The following is a 16473-nucleotide window of genomic DNA, read 5'->3' as shown; positions in this document are numbered from 1 at the left end:
TCAGGCGACGGGGAGCATCCCCCGGTCGATGAGCCGCGCGACGACCCGCTCGGCTGCCCGTCCGTCCTCTCGCGCGTTGAAGGTGCGCCGCCACGCCGCATACCGGTCGGCGTAGTCGGCGGGGTCGGCTGCGAGCGCCGCGAGCAGCGCGTCCATGTCGGGGACGAGCGGCCCCGGCGCCCGCTCGGCGAGGTCGAAGTAGAACCCGCGCAGCTCGCCCCGGTAGTGGGCGAGATCGGGCACGAGGAAGTACATCGGCTTGCCCGTGACGCTGAAATCGAACATGACCGACGAGTAGTCGGTGATGAGGGCGTCGGCGGCCAGGAGGAGCTCGGAGGTGTCGGGGTACGCGGTCACGTCGATCACGCGCGGGCCGGCGACGTCGCGTCCCGGAATGAGCGTGCGGGAGTGTCCGCGGACGAGGACGACGGCGTCGGCCTCGGCGGCCAGGCGCGCGGGGTCGACGAACGCCACGATCTCGTCGCGGTCGTCACGCCAGGTGGGCGCGTACAGGAGCACGCGCTCGGCCGCGCCGATGCCCAGGCGGTCGCGCACGGCGGCGGGATCGCCCGTGACGAGGGAGTCGTTGCGCGGGTACCCCTCGATCCACACCGGCCTCCGCAGGAACGCGTAGGCGCGACCGAGGATGCGGGCGGCGTAGGGATTCTGCGCGAGCAGCACATCCCAGCGCCGCGACTCCTTGACGACGGCGCCCCACCGACGCGGGGCGAAGCCGCGGCGATGCAGCGCGAGGCGCTTGAGGGGCGTCCCGTGCCAGGTCTGCAGCACGCGCTGGCCCTTCCGGCGCGCGAACGGCCGGCGGAGCCAGTCGTTCACGACGAGGAGACGCGACGAGCCTCGCGCGCGCCACCACTCCGGGCTGCCGTCGACGACCGCGACGGCGCCGTCGGGCACGGCGACGGAGAGGTCGACGACGCTCCAGTAGCGGGTGATGCCGGGGGCGCGCCTCGCGATCTCGCGGTCGATCGCGAGAGGGTTGCAGCTCGCCGCGCGCCCGTAGAAGCTCTCGAAGAACACCGCGTCCTCGAGCGGCGTCGTGTGCGAGAGGTACCGGCGCTCGAGCGACCCCTGCGCCTCCGCGGAGTCGTAGACCGGGTCGACGGGGGGCCCGACGAGCACGGTGTCGCCGTCGACCTGCGCGCGGAGGACGCCGAGCTGGGTGACGGGCACGGAGACGTCGATGTCGACGCCGTCGACCGCGACGCGGTAGCGGCCGGTGGGCAGTGCCCGCTCTGGCCCGCGCCAGCGCGAGGCCACGAGCGGAAGCCGTGCCGACCATCCGCCGTCGCGCTGCTCGACGCTGCCCGCGACGCGCACGCGCGAGCCGCTGAGCGACGCGGAGGCGGGCAGCGCTCCCGTGCCGTCGACGACGAGCGCCGGACCGTCCTGCTCGAACCGGGCGATCGTCATCGATGTCCTCTCGTCCGCCCTCGCCCGCTGCGGGCGAGGATCGCGTCGTACACGCGGCGCGCGTTGCCGCCGTCTCGGAAGGCGTGCACCCGGCGGCTCAGCGCCGCCGACCTCGCCGTGCGCGCGGCTCGCTCGCCGTCGTCGGCGGCGAGCGCGCGCAGCTGCACGAGCAGCTCGGCCCACGTTGCCGCGGGGTCGGCGCCCGCGACCTCGGCGTACGTGCCGTAGAAGCCCCGGCGGTCGCGGTACTCCCCCAGGTCGGGTGCGAGGTACAGCACCGGCAGCGGCACGAGCCCCGCGTCGTAGGCCAGCGAGGAGTAATCGGTGACCAGTGCGTCGAGGCCGGGGAGCGCCGCGGTGATGTCGCGCAGCCGGTCGGCGCCGAGGTCGCGGACGCGGTCGGTGGAGAACGGCGGCTCGTACGCGCCGGCGCCCAGTCGGTGCGAGCGCACGAGCAGCACGAGGTCGGCCGCGACGAGCGCGTCGACGATCTCGCGCCACTCCTCCGGGGTGGGCACCGCGGGGTCTGCGGCGCCGTCGCGCCAGGTCGGCGCGTAGAGGACGAGCCCCGCCGAGGCCGGCAGGTCGCCGAGGGCCGCACCGAGCAGCGCCCGCGCCCGCTCGCGGCGCTCGTCCGCGGTGCCCGCGCTCAGCACGTCGACACGCGGCTCCCCCGTGACGACGATGCGGTCGTCGGGCAGCGCGAAGGCCGTCTCCAGGCGGCCGCGCACCAGGTGCGACGCGGCGGGCAGGAGGCGGATGCGCCGCTGCGTGCGGCGATAAGCCGCCGCCAGCGCCATCCGCACCGGGCGGGCGTCGGGCAGCAGCGGGAAGCGCAGCGTCTCGGCGGAGTCCAGTCCGATGCGCTTGAGCGGGATGCCGTGCCACAGCTGCACGAGGTACCCGCCGGACACCGCGTACGGGTTCACGTCGCCGGTGCCGTAGGCCACCACGAGAACCCGGGCGCGCGCGGTGGCCCAGAAGCCGCGCCAGGAGAGTCGCGGGACCGTCGGGATCCCGAGCGATGCGGCCTCGGCCGCCTCCGCATCGGAGGTCGACAGCCAGACCGCCCTCCGGCCATCCGCCGCCGCCACGCGCCACAGCGCGAGCGGCCCGTCGCCGACACCCGCGCCGCAGCCGAAGGCCCAGCGGTCGGTGCGCGGGATGACGAGGGTGGCGAGACGCCCCAGGCCGTACAGCGGCAGTCTCGCGAGCTTGGCCGCGTTGCCCGCACCGAACGAGAAGGACGCCACCCCACGAGCGTACTGGTGGGGCGGCGTCCTTCCGGTCCGCGGGTGCGGGCGGCGCGCCTACTCGAGCGTGCCGAGCGTGACGGTGGCGGTCTGCTCCTCGCCGTCGCGCAGGTAGACGACGCTCGCCTCGCTGCCCGCGGCGGCCGCGCGCACCTGCGCGGTGAGGTCGACCGCGTCGTTGATCTTCGCGCCGTTGAACTCGGTGACGATGTCGCCGACCTCGAGGCCCGCCTCCGCGGCCCCCCCGCCGTCGACGACCTCGGCGATGTAGGCGCCGGTCACCGTCGCGCCGCGCACGCCGCTCGACGGCTGAACGCTCGCGCCGAGCAGCCCGTGCGTCGCCGAGCCGTTCTCGATGATCTCATCGGCGACGCGCTTGGCGACGTTCGACGGGATGGCGAAGCCCACGCCGATCGAGCCGGACTCGCCCGAGCTCTGGTCGGCCGTCGCGATGGCGACGTTGATGCCGATGAGCTTGCCCTCGCTGTCGACGAGCGCGCCGCCCGAGTTGCCCGGGTTGATGGCGGCGTCGGTCTGGATGACCGAGATCGCGATCGACTCGGTCGCCTGGGACTGCTGGTCCTCCTGGCCGGGGATGTCGAAGTACCAGGGGCTCGAGCCCTCGCCCTCGCCCTCCGCGCTGTCGCCCTCGGGCGCCGCGGAGGAGGCGATCTCGATGCTGCGGTTGAGCGCGCTGACGATGCCGGTGGTCACCGTGTTGGCGAGGCCCAGGGGCGCGCCCACCGCGACGGTGGTGGCGCCCACGTTCAGCTTCGAGGAGTCCGCGACCTCCATGGGGGTGAGGCCGGAGGCGTCCTCGAGCTTGATGACGGCGAGGTCGTACGTGGGGTCGGTGCCCACCACGGTCGCGTCGTACAGGCGGCCGTCGCTCGTGGTCACCCGGACGGCGGCGTCGCCCGCGGTGCCGCCCAGCGTCACCACGTGGGTGTTGGTCAGCACGTAGCCGTCCTCGCTGAGGATGACGCCCGATCCGCTCCCGGAGGAGGAGCCGCCGGCGACCTCGATGGTGACCACGCTCGGCAGCACCTCGGTGGCCACGGCGGTGGCCTCGTTCACCGAGCCGGGGTTGTTGACGGTGATGTTCGAGGAGCCGCCGCTCGCGGTGGCCACCGTGCCGCCATCGTCCGCGAACGAGTTCCAGGCCCAGCCGCCGCCGAAGCCGGCGCCGCCGCCGACCAGGGCCGCGATGAGGACCGCGGCCGCGACGCGTCCGCCGCCCTTCGGACGGTGCTTCTCGGGGGCCGGAGCCCATGCCGCGTGCTGCTGCTCGTCGCGCGGCAGCGGCTGGGTGGGCGCGGTCGCGCCGTAGGGCGCTCCGTGCGCGGCACCGGGGCCGGGGTAGCCGTGCGGTGCGCCGTAGCCGGCCGGCGGCGCCGGCCGCGGCGGGATGTTGAGGGGGGTGTCGTCGGAACGCTGCTCGTCCATGGGTGCTCCTTCTTCCACGTCCCCATCAGAGTGATCCTGCAGTCTGTGCGCTTCCTATGATGCGCGTATGCCGCGGACGTGACTTCCTCCGACGGTAGCCTGAGCCGATGCGACACGTCTCGGGTGCCTGGAAGCGGACCGCCGCCGGCGCGGGGCTGCTCGGCGCCGATGGATCTCCCGCGCCGACCATCTTCGCGGAGATGTCGGCCCTCGCGGCCGCGACGGGCGCGGTGAACCTCGGGCAGGGCTTCCCCGACGAGGATGGCCCGGCGGAGGTCCTCGAGGCCGCTCGCGCCGCGATCGCCGATGGATGGAACCAGTACCCGCCGGGGCGCGGGATCCCCGACCTCCTCGCCGCCATCGCCGAGCACCAGCGCCGGTTCTACGGGCTGGAGCTCGATCCCGACCGGGAGGTGCTGGTGACGGCGGGCGCGACGGAGGCGCTGGCGGCGACGCTGCTCGCCCTCGTCGACGGACCGGGCGACGAGGTCGTCGTCTTCGAGCCGCACTACGACTCCTACGCGGCCTGCGTCGCCCTGTCCGGCGCGACCCTGCGCACCGTGCCGCTGCGATGGCCGGACTTCCAGCCGGATCTCGACGAGCTCGCGGCCGCTGTCACCGACCGCACCCGGATCATCCTCGTCAACGACCCGCACAACCCCACCGGCACGGTCTTCACCCGGGAGACCCTCCTGGAGATCGTCCGGCTCGCGCATCGGCATGACGCGGTGATCGTCACCGACGAGGTGTACGAGCACCTCGTGCACGAGGGGCCGCACACGCCGATCGCCACGCTGCCGGGCGCCGCGGAGCGGACCCTCACGATCTCCTCCGCGGGCAAGACGTTCCGCACGACAGGCTGGAAGATCGGCTGGGTCTCCGGCCCGGCGGACCTCATCACGGCCGTCCTCGCCGTCAAGCAGTACCTCACCTACGTCAACGGAGCGCCGTTCCAGCCTGCCATCGCGACCGCGCTGCGCCTGCCGGACGCGTTCTTCCACGGCATCGCCGCCGACATGCGCCGCAAGAGCGAGCTGCTGGGGCAGGGGCTGCGCGAGGCCGGGTTCGCGGTGTCCACCCCGCAGGGCGGCTACTTCACCGTCGCCGATGCCGCTCCGCTGGGGGTGCACGACGCCGCGGACTTCTGCCGATCGCTCCCCGGCCGCGCGGGAGTGGCAGGCATTCCGCTCACGGCGTTCGCGACGGCGGAGCGCCGCGGCGAGTACGCGACGCTCGTGCGCTTCGCCGCGTGCAAGCGGCTCCCGGTGCTCGAGGAGGCCGCGCGTCGCCTCGCCGCGCTCCGCGCCTGACGCGGCGCGACGCAGGTCAGCGAGGCGCCACGCGGTAGCGCCGCAGCGCGAGCGCGGGGTTGACCCGCCGCACGTTCTCCACCGCGGTGCGGTCGAGGAACGCGACGGCGACGTCCGTGGTCGTTCCGACCGCGGCGATCGCGACGCCCTGCGGATCGACGACGAGCGAGTTCCCGACCGCGAGCGGGGGCGTGTGATCGGCGGCCGCGACGTACAGGGTGTTCTCGATCGCGCGCGCGCCGAGGAGCGTGCGCCAGTGGTGCTCCTTGAGCGGTCCGCGCACCCACTGCGACGGCACGAGCGCGACGTCGACGCCGGCGTCGGCCAGCACGCGCGCCGACTCCGGGAAGCGCAGGTCGTAGCACGTCATGAGGCCGAAGACGAGGCCGCCGACGGCGAACGTCTGCGGCGGAGCGAGCTCGCCGGGCTCCACCCAGTCCGACTCGCGCTGGCCGAACGCGTCGTAGAGGTGCGCCTTCCGGTACGTCGCGCGCACTCCCCCGGCGTCGACGGCGACGACGGTGTTCCGCACGCGCCGGGCGTCCTCCGCGCGCTCGAGGAGGCCGGCGACGACGGTCACGCCGTGCTCGGCCGCGAGCGCGACGAGATGCGCGACGAACGGACCGTCCAGGGTCTCGGCGTTCTCGCGCACCGAGTCGTCGAACGGGTGCACGAAGCAGCTGGCGTACTCGGGGAAGACGACCACCTGCGCCCCGCGCGCTGCGGCGCGCCGGGTGAGCGCGGCGATCTCCTCCCGGTTCGCCCGCGGGTCGGCGCCCGGCGAGAACTGCGCGACGGCGAGGCCCACGGCATGCTGCGACATGCCCGCCAGCCTAGGTCGCCGTCCTCGAGGGCGCACCTCCGCCATCCGCCCGCTCGCTGTCCGGCCGCTCGCTGTCGGCGCGCGAGCGCCGGCGCATGAGCACGGGCAGCACGACCCACAGCACCAGCAGCACGACGGCCAGCACCGAGCCGACGGTCCACGCGGCGCCATCGCTCACGACCACGTCGAAGATGAAGCCGACCACGCCCACCAGGAGCGCCGAGATCACCGCGAGCGCGGAGACGAGGCAGACGTGCCCGAACCGCACGGTGAGGCCCTTCCTCCCCGCGCGGAACATCACGCGGTGGAGTGCGACGGGTGCGAGGGCCAGCACCGCACTGACCGCGGCGATCACCACGAGCACCAGGTAGAAGATCCGCTGCCCGGGACCGAGGTCGGCGAACGCCGGCTGGAAGGCCAGCGCGAGGAGGAATCCGGTGATGATCTGGGAGCCGGTCTGCAGCACGCGCAGCTCCTGCAGCACCTCGTTCCAGTTGCGGTCGAAGCGCTCGGCACGGCTCTCGCCGGGGCGGAGTGCGGCCGCGGGGTCGTCGTCGCTCATGCCGCCGCGCTCATGCGGGGAGCTCCGTCCGGGGCCGTTCGACGGGGGCTGTCGCGCACATGCGCCCTCCTTCCGCGCTCGACCGTGCCGTGCGCCGATCGGGTCTCGAGCGCCGGGCGAGCTTCGAGAATGCCGAGCATAGCGCCCGGCTCGCGCGAGCTCCGCTTCGGCCCCGGGATGTCCTCGGCGGCCGCGCAGCTCCTACGGGGTCGCCACCGGGCGGGACGACGGGAGGGCGGCTTCCCGAGGCGCGGCCGGCGGCACGGGCTGCGCATCGCGCGCGCCGCGGTCGCGGTGCGCGTCGCGCAGCAGACGCAGCGCCTCGGCGCGCCGGCGCGAGATCTCCGACGGCGTGGCGCGGAGCTCCTCGGCGAGGTCCGCGATGGGCCGATGCTCGAAGTACAGCGCCCGGATAACCCGGAGCAGGTGGGGCGGCAGCGCCGAGATCGCCTCCCGGGTCACCGCGATCCGCTCGGCTCCGCCGGCGTCGCCCTCGGGGACGGCCAGCGCGAACGACGCGCGGCACGTCGCCGGGTCGTCGAGGTCGCCGATGGTGCGCAGCGGACTGCCCAGCGCGGCGGCGACGGCGGCGGCGCCCACGCCCATCGTCGTCGCGATCTCGTCGACGGCCGGGGTGCGCCCGAGCGCGGCGGCGAGGGCATCGCGCACGGCCTCGGCCTCGCGCGGACGACGGGGCGTCCCGCCCGGGCCCTGTTCGGCGGCGCGCAGCTCGTCGGAGATGGCGGCGAGGATGAGGCGCCGCGCCTGCGGGAGGAAGGGGACGCCCGCGGACGCGTCGAAGGCGTCAGCCGCGTCGACCAGAGAGCGCACCGCCGCGGCGGCGAGCCCCTCGTGCCGGGATGCGCCGATGCGGTGCTGCGCGACGAGATATCCGACGAGCGGAAGCTGATCGACGATCAGCCGATCGCGCACACAGGACATGTGAGGCCTTTCGCTCTTCTTCTGCCGGAAAGAAGGAGACGTCGCCGATCGACTCCCGCGTCAACCCCCTTGACACGGGCGGCACTTCCCCCATAGCTCACCGTAGTGGCAACGCGGCCCGATTGTCATGGGCGGGTCCTCTGGCGCGTCGCGTGACCGGTGCACCGCCGACCGGGGCGGGCTACGAGCGGCCGGGCGCCCCCAGCAGCAGGCGGATGGGCCGCGTCGAGTCGTCGAGGATGGTCTGCACTGCCCGGCCGGTGCTGCGGTGGATCACGATCGGCGCGCGCAGGTTGACGTAGACGCCCTCCTCGGCCGGGTTCGCGACGACCAGCAGCCGGACCTCCGCGAGGTCCTCCGCCTCGATCTCGGCGAGCGCGCCGGGTGGCGGCTCGACCTCGAACCCGTACGCGCCCCCGAGGGCGTCGAGGAGGAAGAGGCGGAGGTCGGCGTCGACGGCGCGCAGCGCGTAGAGGCCGTCGGCGCCGGCGATGGGCTCGAGGCGGAAGGCGGTGTGCGGCTGCAGCCCCGGCGGCGGCGACGTGAACGCGACGTCGAGGGCGGATGTGCCGAGGGCCGTCGTGGTCATCGCAGGAACTCCAGGAGGTTGGTCTGCAGGCTCTTCGCGGTGACCTGCAGGGCGGACTGGTAGACGAGCTCGGCCGACTGCAGCTTCACGAGCACCTCGAGGCTGTCGACGTCCTCGACGTGAGACCGTCGCGCCTCGAGATCCGTGGCGACCGACAGGTTCTGCGCGGCCGCGCGTTCGATCTGCGCCTGGCTGCTGCCCACCGCCGCCTGCGCGGTGATCATGGCGTCCAGGCGCGCGTCGATGTCGTTCAGTCGCGCGCCGATGTCCGCGCCGCCGCGGAGGTCCGCGGCGATGCCCGAGAGCAGGGCGAAGACGCTGTCCGCGCCCTCTCCGAACACCTGCGCGCCATCGGCGTCCACGCGCACGGTCACCCCGTCGCCGATGCGACGGGTCACGCCGTCGGCGCCCGTCCCGGTGAACGCGTGCGTCTCCGGGTCGAAGGCGCGACCGGCGTCGCTCGTGCCCGCGAAGACGCTGCGCCCGAGCACGCGGGTGTTCGCCTGCCCGACGAGCTCCTCGCCGATGCTCTCCAGCTCGACCGCGATGGCCTCGCGCGCGCTGTCGCTCAGCGCGCCCGAGTTCGCCCCCCGCACGGTGAGGTCGCGCGCGCGGTTGAGCAGGTCGATGCTCGCGGACAGCGCGGTGTCCGCGGTGGTGACCCAGGCCATCCCGTCGCCGATGTTGCGCGCGTACTGCGCCACCCGCGCCTGCTCCCCGTGCACGCCGAGGGCGGCCGCAGCCGCGGCCGGGTCGTCGCTGGGCGCGCGGAAGGCACGCTGGGAGGTGGCCTGGTTCTGCAGGCGATCCCGCTCGAGGAGGTTCGCCTGCAGATTGCGCAGCGTCTGCTGGCTGAGCGAGCTGCTGGTGATGCGTCCGATCATGATCGCCTCCGGGTCAGCGGCCCACGAGGCCGGTGCGGTTGATGAGGACGTCGAGGGCCTCGTCGACGGCGGTGAGCACGCGCGCGGCCGCCTGGTACGCCGTCTGGTAGGTGAGGAGGTTGATCGTCTCCTCGTCGGCGTCCACCGACGCGTTCGCCTGCTGTGCCGAGACGGCGGCGACGGCGCCGGTGTCCGCCACGTCGGCGCGCTGCACGTCTCCGGCGACGGCGACGCCGAAGCCGGTGACGAAGGTCGCCCACGTGCTGCTCGGTCCGGACTCCGCCGCGCCGAGCGAGCCGATCCGGTCGGCGATCGTGGTGTCGAGCGCACCCGCACCCGGCGCAGCCAGGGCGAGATCGTCGAGGCCGGTCGGCACGACGCGCAGTGCGAGGGCCGCGGGGCGGCCGGGCTCGAGCGCGAAGAAGTCGCCGCCCGCCTCCCCCGCCGTGGTCCGACCCGACCGGTGCAGCTCGTTGACCGAGGAGGCCAGCGCCCGCGCGGTGTCGTCGTATGCGGCGGCCACGCGAGCGAGCGCTCCGCCGTTCCCGGCCGGAGCGAGCACGCTGAGGGCGCCGCCGATCTCTCCGCCCGTGAGGGCGACGGCGACGTCGGGCCGGTCGGCCCAGGCCACGGTCACGGCTCCGCCGTCCGCGACATCGCGGGGGCCGCTCGCGACGAGCTCGCGGCTGCGGTCACCGGAGACCAGCGCGTTGCCGTCGACGCGGACGGTGAGCGTCCCGTCCGCCGCGAGGGTCGCGGTGGCGCCCACGGCCGTCGACAGCTGCTGGGCGAGGATGTCCCGCTGGTCGATGAGCTCGTTGGCGCCGCGACCCGACTGCAGCGCGGATCGGATCTGGCCGTTGAGGGCGGCCAGCCGGCTCGCCGTCGCGTTCACGTCCGCCAGGTCGCCGTCCACCTGCGCACGCAGGTCCGACCACTGGCGGGCGACCGTCCGATACCCCGCGGAGATCTGATCGGCGAGGGTGTGCGCTCCGGTGAGGACCACCTCGGCCGCCGCCCCGCCCGGGGTGTTGGCGAGGTCCGACCAGGCCGCCCAGAAGCGGTCGAGACCGGCGGCGAGGCCCGTCTCCGTCGGCTCGCCCATCGCGGCCTCCGCCCGGCCGGCCGCCGCGGCCCTGGCACCCCAGAAGCCGGAGGCCGAGAGGGCGTCCCGCACGCGCGCGTCGAGCAGGCCGTCGCCCAGCCGCGCGACGCCGGTCACCGTCGTCCCGCCCCCGATCGCGACGTCGGCGGCCCATCGTCCTGTCTGACCGGCGGGCGGCGTCGCGGCCTGCTCGAGACGCTGGCGCGTGTAGCCGGGGGTGCGCTCGTTCGCGATGTTCTGACCGGTCACGTTCATGCCCGCGCGTGCTGCGGCGAGGCCGCTGGCGGCGCGCTGGAGTCCTTCGAATGTCGACATGCTCACCTCACGCTTCGGTGTCGAGGAAACGCGCGCCGCCGTCTCGGACGACGTCGCCGGATGTGTCGTAGGCACCCGTGGCGATGCCGAGGCCCGCCACCGCCTCCTGCGTGACACGCAGCGCCTCGCGCAGCCGCTGCTCGTTCACCTTCTTCAGCTCCCCGATCTCCGCCACCAGCTCCGTCATCGCCTGCAGGTGCCCCTCGAGGACCTCCCGCCAGGCCGGCGTGGGCGCCGCCTCGATGAGCTCGCGCAGGGTCGTCGCCTCGGGCGCGCCCCAGGTCTCCGCGACGGAGACGACGAGCGTGTCGCGCGCGAGCGCGCCGTCTGACATGGCTCCGGAGACGCGCTCGATCTCGTTGGCGGCGTGCCCGACCCAGCGGGTGCGACCAGTGGCCAGGAACATCTGCAGCGTCTCCAGCTTGAAGAGCATGAGCTCGAGGAGCTCCCGCTCCCGCCACAGTTGCAGGCTCAGATCATGCGCGGCCATGGAATGTCACCTCATCTGGTCGCAGGTCTCGTGGCGGAGGCGACCGCCACATGACCAACTATCGCCACATCGCGCCCGGGTTGTAACCCATGAATCCGCTGTGTCGGCGGTTCGCGGGATCGCGACGGCGCGAAGTCACCCGCGGCCGGGCGCGATCGCCGGCTGATCGAGGCGGATCACCCCGACGACATCGGTCGGGTATCCCGCGCTGGCGGCCTCGTCGTAGGAGAGCACGGGCAGGCTCTCGACCTGCGCGGCGATCATCCGCCGCACGCCCTGCCGCAGCGACGGTGCGCACACGAGCACGGGCTCCGTGCCGGCCTCGTCGAGCTCCGCGGCCGTCCTCCGGACCGCATCGAGCACGTGCATCGTCGCGTCGGGGGTGAGCACGATCTGCGGCTGCCCCTCGACGACCCGCATGCTCTCGAGCATCTGCTGCTCGAGCAGCGGATCGATCATCACGACGCGCAGGCGGCCCGACTGCGCGAACCGCGCGGCGATCGCGGGCCCGAGCGCCGTGCGCGCGGCCTCGATCAGCCCCGGCGTCTCGGTTGAGATCCTCGCGCGCAGCGCGAGGGCCTCGTAGATGCGGGCGAGGTCGTTGATGGGCACCCGCTCGGCGAGCAGACCCGCCAGCACGCGCTGGATCCCCGCGAGCGAGAGGAGAGCCGGCGTCAGCTCGTCGACGGACGCCGGACTCGTCTGCTTGAGGTGCTCCGTGAGCTGGCGCACGTCCTCGAGCGAGAGCAGCCGGTGCGCCTGCGCGTGGACGATGTCGGACAGGTGGGTGATGATCACGCTCGCGCGGTCGATCACGGTCGCCCCCGCGAGGTCGGCGGCGTGCGACATCTCCGCGGGCACCCACTTGCCCTCGAGGCCGAAGACGGGATCCACGACCGCCGTCCCCGGCAGCAGCTCGAGGCCCGTCCCGATCGCGAGCACATGACCGCGTGGAACCGTGCCACGCCCCGCCTCCACCCCGGCGATGAGGATGGCGTAGGTCTGGGCGGGTAGCTCGATGCTGTCCCTCGTCCGCACCGGGGGCAGGAGGAAGCCGAGCTCGACGGCGATCTTCCGCCGCAGCGCCTTCACGCGCGAGATCAGGTCGCCGGGGCCGCCGGAGGCGAGATCCACGATGTCGGGCGCGAGGGAGATCTCCACCGCGTGCACGCGCATGCGGTCCATCAGCTCCTCCGGTCCCTCGCTCGCGGATTCCGCCGTTTGCCGGGCGCGGGCCTCCTCCTCGACGGCCGCGTCGGCCTTCGCCTGGCCGACCTTCACGCGCGAGGCCGCGACCAGGAGCGCGGCGCCGATCGCGAGGAACGCCGGCAGCGGCATGCCCGGGATCAGCCCCATGGCGATCGCCGCGCATCCGGTGATGATGAGGGCCGTGCGGGACTGCAGGAGCTGACGGCCCGCGGCCTGCCCCATCTCCGACTCGGCGTTCTCGCGGGTGACGATCATGCCCGTCGACACCGCCATCAGCAGCGCCGCGATCTGAGTGACGAGGCCGTCGCCGATCGTCAGGAGGCTGTACGTCTCCAGCGCGTCCGCTACCTCCATGCCGTGCTGGAGCATCCCGATGACGATGCCGCCGACGAAGTTGATGACGATGATGACGACGCCGGCGATCGCGTCGCCCTTGACGAACTTCGACGCGCCGTCCATCGCGCCGTAGAAGTCCGCCTCCGCCGCGACCGCGGCGCGGCGCTCACGCGCCTCGGTGTCGGTGATGAGGCCGGCGTTGAGGTCGGCGTCGATGGCCATCTGCTTGCCGGGCATCGCATCGAGGGTGAACCGGGCGCCGACCTCCGCGACGCGCTCCGCGCCCTTCGTGACGACGACGAACTGGATCACCGTGAGGATCAGAAAGATCACCGCGCCGATGACGAGGGAGCCGCTGACCGTGATCTCCCCGAAGGCCTGGATCACCTGCCCGGCGTGCGCCTCGCTGAGTACGAGACGCGTCGAGGCGACGTTGAGGCCGAGGCGGAAGAGCGTGGCCACGAGCAGCAGGCTCGGGAAGACCGAGAAGTCCAGCGGCTTCCGCACGAACATCGACGTGAGCAGGATGAGCAGCGCGAAGGCGATGTTGAGGACGATGAGCACGTCCAGGAGCCACGTGGGAATCGGCACGATCAGCAGCAGGATGATCCCGACCACGCCCACCGGCACGGTCCCCTTGGACAGCAGCTGGCCCATCAGCGGTCTCGCCTTCTCGAGTCATGGTCGGTTGCGCCCGCGGTGCCCGCGGGCATGGTGTGCATGCCGCGCGCGGAGCCGCGCTTCTTGAGCTGGTGCACGAACGCGAGCACCTGCGCGACGGCGGTGTAGAGCTCCTCCGGGATCTCCCGCCCGAGCTCGCACGCCGCGTGCAGCGCGCGCGCCAGCGGGATGTCGCGCACCATCGGCACGCCGGCCTCCTCGGCCTTCTCGCGGATCTTCTGCGCGACGATCCCGGCGCCCTTGGCGACCACGCGCGGCGCGGAGCGGCCCGGCTCGTACCGGAGCGCCACCGCGACGTGCGTCGGGTTGACGAGCACCACGTCGCTGTCTCCGACCGCCGCGATCATGCGGTTGCGGCTCATCGCGATCTGCCGCGAGCGGCGCTGCGAGCGCACGAGCGGGTCGCCCTCGCTCTTCTTGTGCTCGTCCTTGGCTTCCTTCTTCGTCATGCGCGTGTGCTTGCGGTTGCGTCGCAGCACCACGGCGACGTCGACCGCCGCCAGCAGGAGGCCGACGGCGACGGCGACCTGCAGCAGCCCCACGACGCCGCCTCCGGCCTGCGCGAGGAGCCAGTCGATGCGGTGTCTCCCGCTGGCCATGAGCAGCGGGACGAGCCCCGAGACCACGATCCACAGGGCCCCGCCGATCGCCGCGGTCTTCAGCAGCGCCTTCGCGCCCTCCCAGAGCGCCTGCCCGCCGAAGACCCGCTTCACGCCCGCGACGAGGTCGAGATGCTCGGCGCGGAACGTCACGCCGCGCAGATGCACCCCGCCCTGCGCGATCGCCGTCGCCGCCGTCGCGACGAGCACCACCAGCAGCATCGGCAGGAGGACGCCGACCAGGGCGGTGAGGGCCGAGGTCAGCGTGTCGACGGCGATCGCGTCCGACGGCGCCGCACTCGCCCGCGTCACGTCGAGCATGAGCTCGGTGACGAGCTGCGAACCGCGGGCGATCGTGCTCGGCATCATGACGGCGGCCGCCGCGATGCACACCCATGCCGTGAAGTCCTGGCTGCGGCCGATCCGCCCCTTCCGACGTGCCTCCTTGAGGCGGCGGTCGGTCGCCTTCTCGGTGCGCTCGCCGCTGTCGCTCATCGCGTCACCCCCACGAGATGCGCGGCGGCGTCGCCGGCGAGGGCGGCGACGACGGATGGCAGGGCCGCGTAGACGAAGCCGACCAGCACCAGGGTCAGGCCGATCTTGACGGGGAAGCCCATGGCGAACGCATTGAGCGCCGGCGCCACGCGGGTGACGAGACCGAGCCCCGCATCCGCGAGGAAGAGCACGATCAGCAGGGGCCCCGCGATCTGCACGGCGCTGAGCATCATCTGGCCGACCGCGTCGACCAGCGCCGCCGCCGGTCGGCCGAGATCGATCATCCCGGTGACCGGCACCGCGTCGAACGAGCGGAACAGGCCGGCCAGCACGAGCTGATAGCCGTCGGAGGCGAACAGCAGGAGGATCGCGGTCATCTGGAACAGCCGGGTGAACTGGGCGCCGTTGACGGCCATCCCGGGATCGAACGCCTGCGCGAGCTGGAAGCCGCCGAAGGTGTCGATGAGGTGCCCTGCGCCCTGGATCGCGCTGAAGACCACGGTCACCAGGAAGCCCAGCAGCGCCCCCGTGATCGCCTGGCCCGCCAGCGCCAGCATGAAGCCGCCCGTGCTCATCGGCTCGTACCCCGCGGTCACCACCGGCGACACCGCGAGCGCGAGCCCGGCACCGAGCATCGCCTTGATCCGCAGCGGGATCGAGCCGTGACTGAACGGCGGCGCGATCACCAGAAAGGCCGTGATCCTGACGCATGCGAGCGCGGTCGCCTCGATCCACGAGAAGTCGAGCGGGATGTGCATCATCCGCCGCCCAGCAGCGCCGGGATCCGGGCGAACAGCTCGTGCGTGAACGCGATCAGCTCGCTGATCATCCAGTGCCCGCACACGAGCAGCGCGATCCCCACGGCGATCAGCTTCGGCACGAAGGAGATCGTCATCTCCTGGATCTGCGTGATCGACTGCAGCAGCGAGATGGCGAAGCCGACGACGAGGGCCGTGATCAGCAGCGGAGCGCAGAGCTTCGCACCGACGATGAGCGCCGCCTGGCCGATGTCGATGACCGACTCCGGGTTCATCCGCCGCCTCCGTAGGACTGCACGAGGCTGGTGATGACGAGACCCCAGCCATCCACGAGGAGGAACAGCAGGATCTTGAACGGCAGCGAGATCATGACCGGCGGCAGCATCATCATGCCCATCGACATCAGGGCGCTGGCGACGACGAGATCGATCACGAGGAAGGGGACGAACACGATGAACCCGATGAGGAACGCCGCACGCAGCTCGCTGAGCATGAAGGCGGGCACCAGGGTCTGCAGCGGCACGCTCGCGGCGTCCGCCGGGTTGTCCATCTGCGCCGCGCGGTGCATCAGCGCGATGTCCTCCTCGCGCGTGTAGCTCAGCAGCCACTCACGCAGCGGGTCCTGCGCGAGTTCGAGCGCGCGGCCGAAGTCGATCTCGCCGGCGGTGTACGGGGCCACCGCGACCGCGTTGATGTCGGTCAGCACCGGCCACATGATGAACAGGGTCAGGAACAGGCTGAGCCCCGCGAGGACCTGATTCGGCGGGATCGACGGCAGCGAGAGCGCGTTGCGGGTGAGCGCGAGAACCACGAAGATCTTGGTGAAGCTCGACATCATCAGCAGCAGCGCGGGGGCGACGCTGAGGACGGTGATCCCGAGGAGCGTGACGACGCTGTCGGACGGGGTGCCGTTGATGCCGTTGATGGTGACGCCCTCGCCGCCGCTCGGCGGCGGCGTCGTCACGGGCGGGGTGGGCGGGATCACGGCGGCGTGCGCGCCGGCCGACCCGAGCAGCACCGCGGCGCCGGCGAGCGCCAGCGCGACCGCGACGACGCCCCATCCGCGCGGCGAGAGGCGCAGGGCCGCGCGCGAGGGCGCGGGGGCGATGGCGGAAGCGGGCACGGCGGCACTCCGGACGTGGGTGGCGTGGCCGATCCGTAGCCAAAGTCGTCGAGCGATCCGTGCTCCGAGACGACTATCGGGACGATCGGGGTCCACCGTAACCGGCGGGCTCCGTGGGGTCG

The 16473-nt window shown here is 73.2% G+C and carries 16 protein-coding genes; 1 reads left to right on the top strand and 15 read right to left on the bottom strand.

The features are described 5' to 3' along the window. Genes D7D94_RS01895 through D7D94_RS01885 form a run of 3 tightly spaced genes read right to left on the bottom strand, consistent with a single transcriptional unit; the run spans position 1 to position 4130 of the window. The gene (locus D7D94_RS01895; protein WP_156240970.1) at positions 1-1431 is read right to left on the bottom strand and encodes a CDP-glycerol glycerophosphotransferase family protein; all 1431 of its coding nucleotides are present in this window, start codon (positions 1429-1431) and stop codon (positions 1-3) included. Continuing rightward, positions 1428-2684, bottom strand: a complete 1257-nt coding sequence (locus D7D94_RS01890; RefSeq protein ID WP_156240969.1) for a CDP-glycerol glycerophosphotransferase family protein — start codon at positions 2682-2684, stop codon at positions 1428-1430. The genes D7D94_RS01895 and D7D94_RS01890 overlap by 4 nt, the downstream gene beginning before the upstream one ends. A 57-nt stretch (positions 2685-2741) precedes the next feature. Further along, positions 2742-4130 (bottom strand): trypsin-like peptidase domain-containing protein, encoded by a 1389-nt coding sequence (locus tag D7D94_RS01885; protein ID WP_156240968.1) that lies wholly within the window; start codon positions 4128-4130, stop codon positions 2742-2744. Between the two features lie 107 nt (positions 4131-4237). On the opposite strand from D7D94_RS01885, the gene D7D94_RS01880 reads away from it, so the two are divergent. Then, positions 4238-5440, top strand: a complete 1203-nt coding sequence (locus tag D7D94_RS01880) for an aminotransferase class I/II-fold pyridoxal phosphate-dependent enzyme (RefSeq protein ID WP_156240967.1) — start codon at positions 4238-4240, stop codon at positions 5438-5440. Positions 5441-5456: 16 nt separating this feature from the next. On the opposite strand, the gene D7D94_RS01875 is transcribed toward D7D94_RS01880, so the two are convergent. The 12 genes from D7D94_RS01875 to fliP form a co-directional block, all read right to left on the bottom strand. Beyond that, positions 5457-6263, bottom strand: a complete 807-nt coding sequence (locus D7D94_RS01875; protein ID WP_156240966.1) for a carbon-nitrogen hydrolase family protein — start codon at positions 6261-6263, stop codon at positions 5457-5459. Between the two features lie 10 nt (positions 6264-6273). After that, positions 6274-6825 (bottom strand): DUF6328 family protein, encoded by a 552-nt coding sequence (locus D7D94_RS01870; protein ID WP_246171840.1) that lies wholly within the window; start codon positions 6823-6825, stop codon positions 6274-6276. A 201-nt stretch (positions 6826-7026) separates the two neighbouring features. Beyond that, complete coding sequence (locus D7D94_RS01865; RefSeq protein ID WP_173024220.1) at positions 7027-7758, bottom strand: sigma-70 family RNA polymerase sigma factor; 732 nt, start codon at positions 7756-7758, stop codon at positions 7027-7029. 190 nt (positions 7759-7948) lie between these two features. Beyond that, positions 7949-8356: a flagellar assembly protein FliW gene (gene fliW / locus D7D94_RS01860; RefSeq protein WP_156240964.1), complete on the bottom strand. Its 408-nt coding sequence runs from the start codon at positions 8354-8356 to the stop codon at positions 7949-7951. Continuing rightward, positions 8353-9240: a flagellar hook-associated protein FlgL gene (gene flgL / locus D7D94_RS01855; RefSeq protein WP_156240963.1), complete on the bottom strand. Its 888-nt coding sequence runs from the start codon at positions 9238-9240 to the stop codon at positions 8353-8355. Before flgL ends, fliW begins: the two co-directional genes overlap by 4 nt. A 13-nt stretch (positions 9241-9253) precedes the next feature. Then, the gene (gene flgK / locus D7D94_RS01850; protein ID WP_156240962.1) at positions 9254-10660 is read right to left on the bottom strand and encodes a flagellar hook-associated protein FlgK; all 1407 of its coding nucleotides are present in this window, start codon (positions 10658-10660) and stop codon (positions 9254-9256) included. A 7-nt stretch (positions 10661-10667) separates the two neighbouring features. Further along, on the bottom strand, positions 10668-11150 hold the full coding sequence (gene flgN, locus D7D94_RS01845) for a flagellar export chaperone FlgN (protein WP_156240961.1): 483 nt from the start codon (positions 11148-11150) through the stop codon (positions 10668-10670). Between the two features lie 135 nt (positions 11151-11285). Then, positions 11286-13352: a flagellar biosynthesis protein FlhA gene (locus tag D7D94_RS01840; protein WP_156240960.1), complete on the bottom strand. Its 2067-nt coding sequence runs from the start codon at positions 13350-13352 to the stop codon at positions 11286-11288. Further along, the gene (locus tag D7D94_RS01835; RefSeq protein WP_156240959.1) at positions 13352-14470 is read right to left on the bottom strand and encodes an EscU/YscU/HrcU family type III secretion system export apparatus switch protein; all 1119 of its coding nucleotides are present in this window, start codon (positions 14468-14470) and stop codon (positions 13352-13354) included. The genes D7D94_RS01840 and D7D94_RS01835 overlap by 1 nt, the downstream gene beginning before the upstream one ends. Further along, a complete protein-coding gene (locus tag D7D94_RS01830) occupies positions 14467-15228 on the bottom strand; it encodes a flagellar biosynthetic protein FliR (RefSeq protein WP_156243263.1) in 762 nt (253 codons plus the stop codon). The genes D7D94_RS01835 and D7D94_RS01830 overlap by 4 nt, the downstream gene beginning before the upstream one ends. After that, the gene (gene fliQ, locus D7D94_RS01825) at positions 15228-15503 is read right to left on the bottom strand and encodes a flagellar biosynthesis protein FliQ (RefSeq protein ID WP_156240958.1); all 276 of its coding nucleotides are present in this window, start codon (positions 15501-15503) and stop codon (positions 15228-15230) included. The genes D7D94_RS01830 and fliQ overlap by 1 nt, the downstream gene beginning before the upstream one ends. Further along, positions 15500-16336, bottom strand: a complete 837-nt coding sequence (gene fliP / locus D7D94_RS01820; protein ID WP_425486987.1) for a flagellar type III secretion system pore protein FliP — start codon at positions 16334-16336, stop codon at positions 15500-15502. Before fliP ends, fliQ begins: the two co-directional genes overlap by 4 nt. Positions 16337-16473 lie beyond the last annotated feature (137 nt).

Source organism: Microbacterium oryzae, assembly GCF_009735645.1.
Lineage (GTDB): Bacteria > Actinomycetota > Actinomycetes > Actinomycetales > Microbacteriaceae > Microbacterium > Microbacterium oryzae.
This window is presented reverse-complemented; position numbering and strand designations above follow the sequence as displayed.

Coding starts and splice junctions, on each gene's coding strand:
- D7D94_RS01895 (WP_156240970.1), bottom strand. CDS start 1,431: ATGACGATCGCCCGGTTCGAGCAGGACGGTCCGGCGCTCGTCGTCGAC.
- D7D94_RS01885 (WP_156240968.1), bottom strand. CDS start 4,130: ATGGACGAGCAGCGTTCCGACGACACCCCCCTCAACATCCCGCCGCGG.
- D7D94_RS01880 (WP_156240967.1), top strand. CDS start 4,238: ATGCGACACGTCTCGGGTGCCTGGAAGCGGACCGCCGCCGGCGCGGGG.
- D7D94_RS01875 (WP_156240966.1), bottom strand. CDS start 6,263: ATGTCGCAGCATGCCGTGGGCCTCGCCGTCGCGCAGTTCTCGCCGGGC.
- D7D94_RS01870 (WP_246171840.1), bottom strand. CDS start 6,825: ATGAGCGACGACGACCCCGCGGCCGCACTCCGCCCCGGCGAGAGCCGT.
- fliW (WP_156240964.1), bottom strand. CDS start 8,356: ATGACCACGACGGCCCTCGGCACATCCGCCCTCGACGTCGCGTTCACG.
- flgL (WP_156240963.1), bottom strand. CDS start 9,240: ATGATCGGACGCATCACCAGCAGCTCGCTCAGCCAGCAGACGCTGCGC.
- flgK (WP_156240962.1), bottom strand. CDS start 10,660: ATGTCGACATTCGAAGGACTCCAGCGCGCCGCCAGCGGCCTCGCCGCA.
- flgN (WP_156240961.1), bottom strand. CDS start 11,150: ATGGCCGCGCATGATCTGAGCCTGCAACTGTGGCGGGAGCGGGAGCTC.
- D7D94_RS01840 (WP_156240960.1), bottom strand. CDS start 13,352: ATGGGCCAGCTGCTGTCCAAGGGGACCGTGCCGGTGGGCGTGGTCGGG.
- D7D94_RS01835 (WP_156240959.1), bottom strand. CDS start 14,470: ATGAGCGACAGCGGCGAGCGCACCGAGAAGGCGACCGACCGCCGCCTC.
- D7D94_RS01830 (WP_156243263.1), bottom strand. CDS start 15,228: ATGCACATCCCGCTCGACTTCTCGTGGATCGAGGCGACCGCGCTCGCA.
- fliQ (WP_156240958.1), bottom strand. CDS start 15,503: ATGAACCCGGAGTCGGTCATCGACATCGGCCAGGCGGCGCTCATCGTC.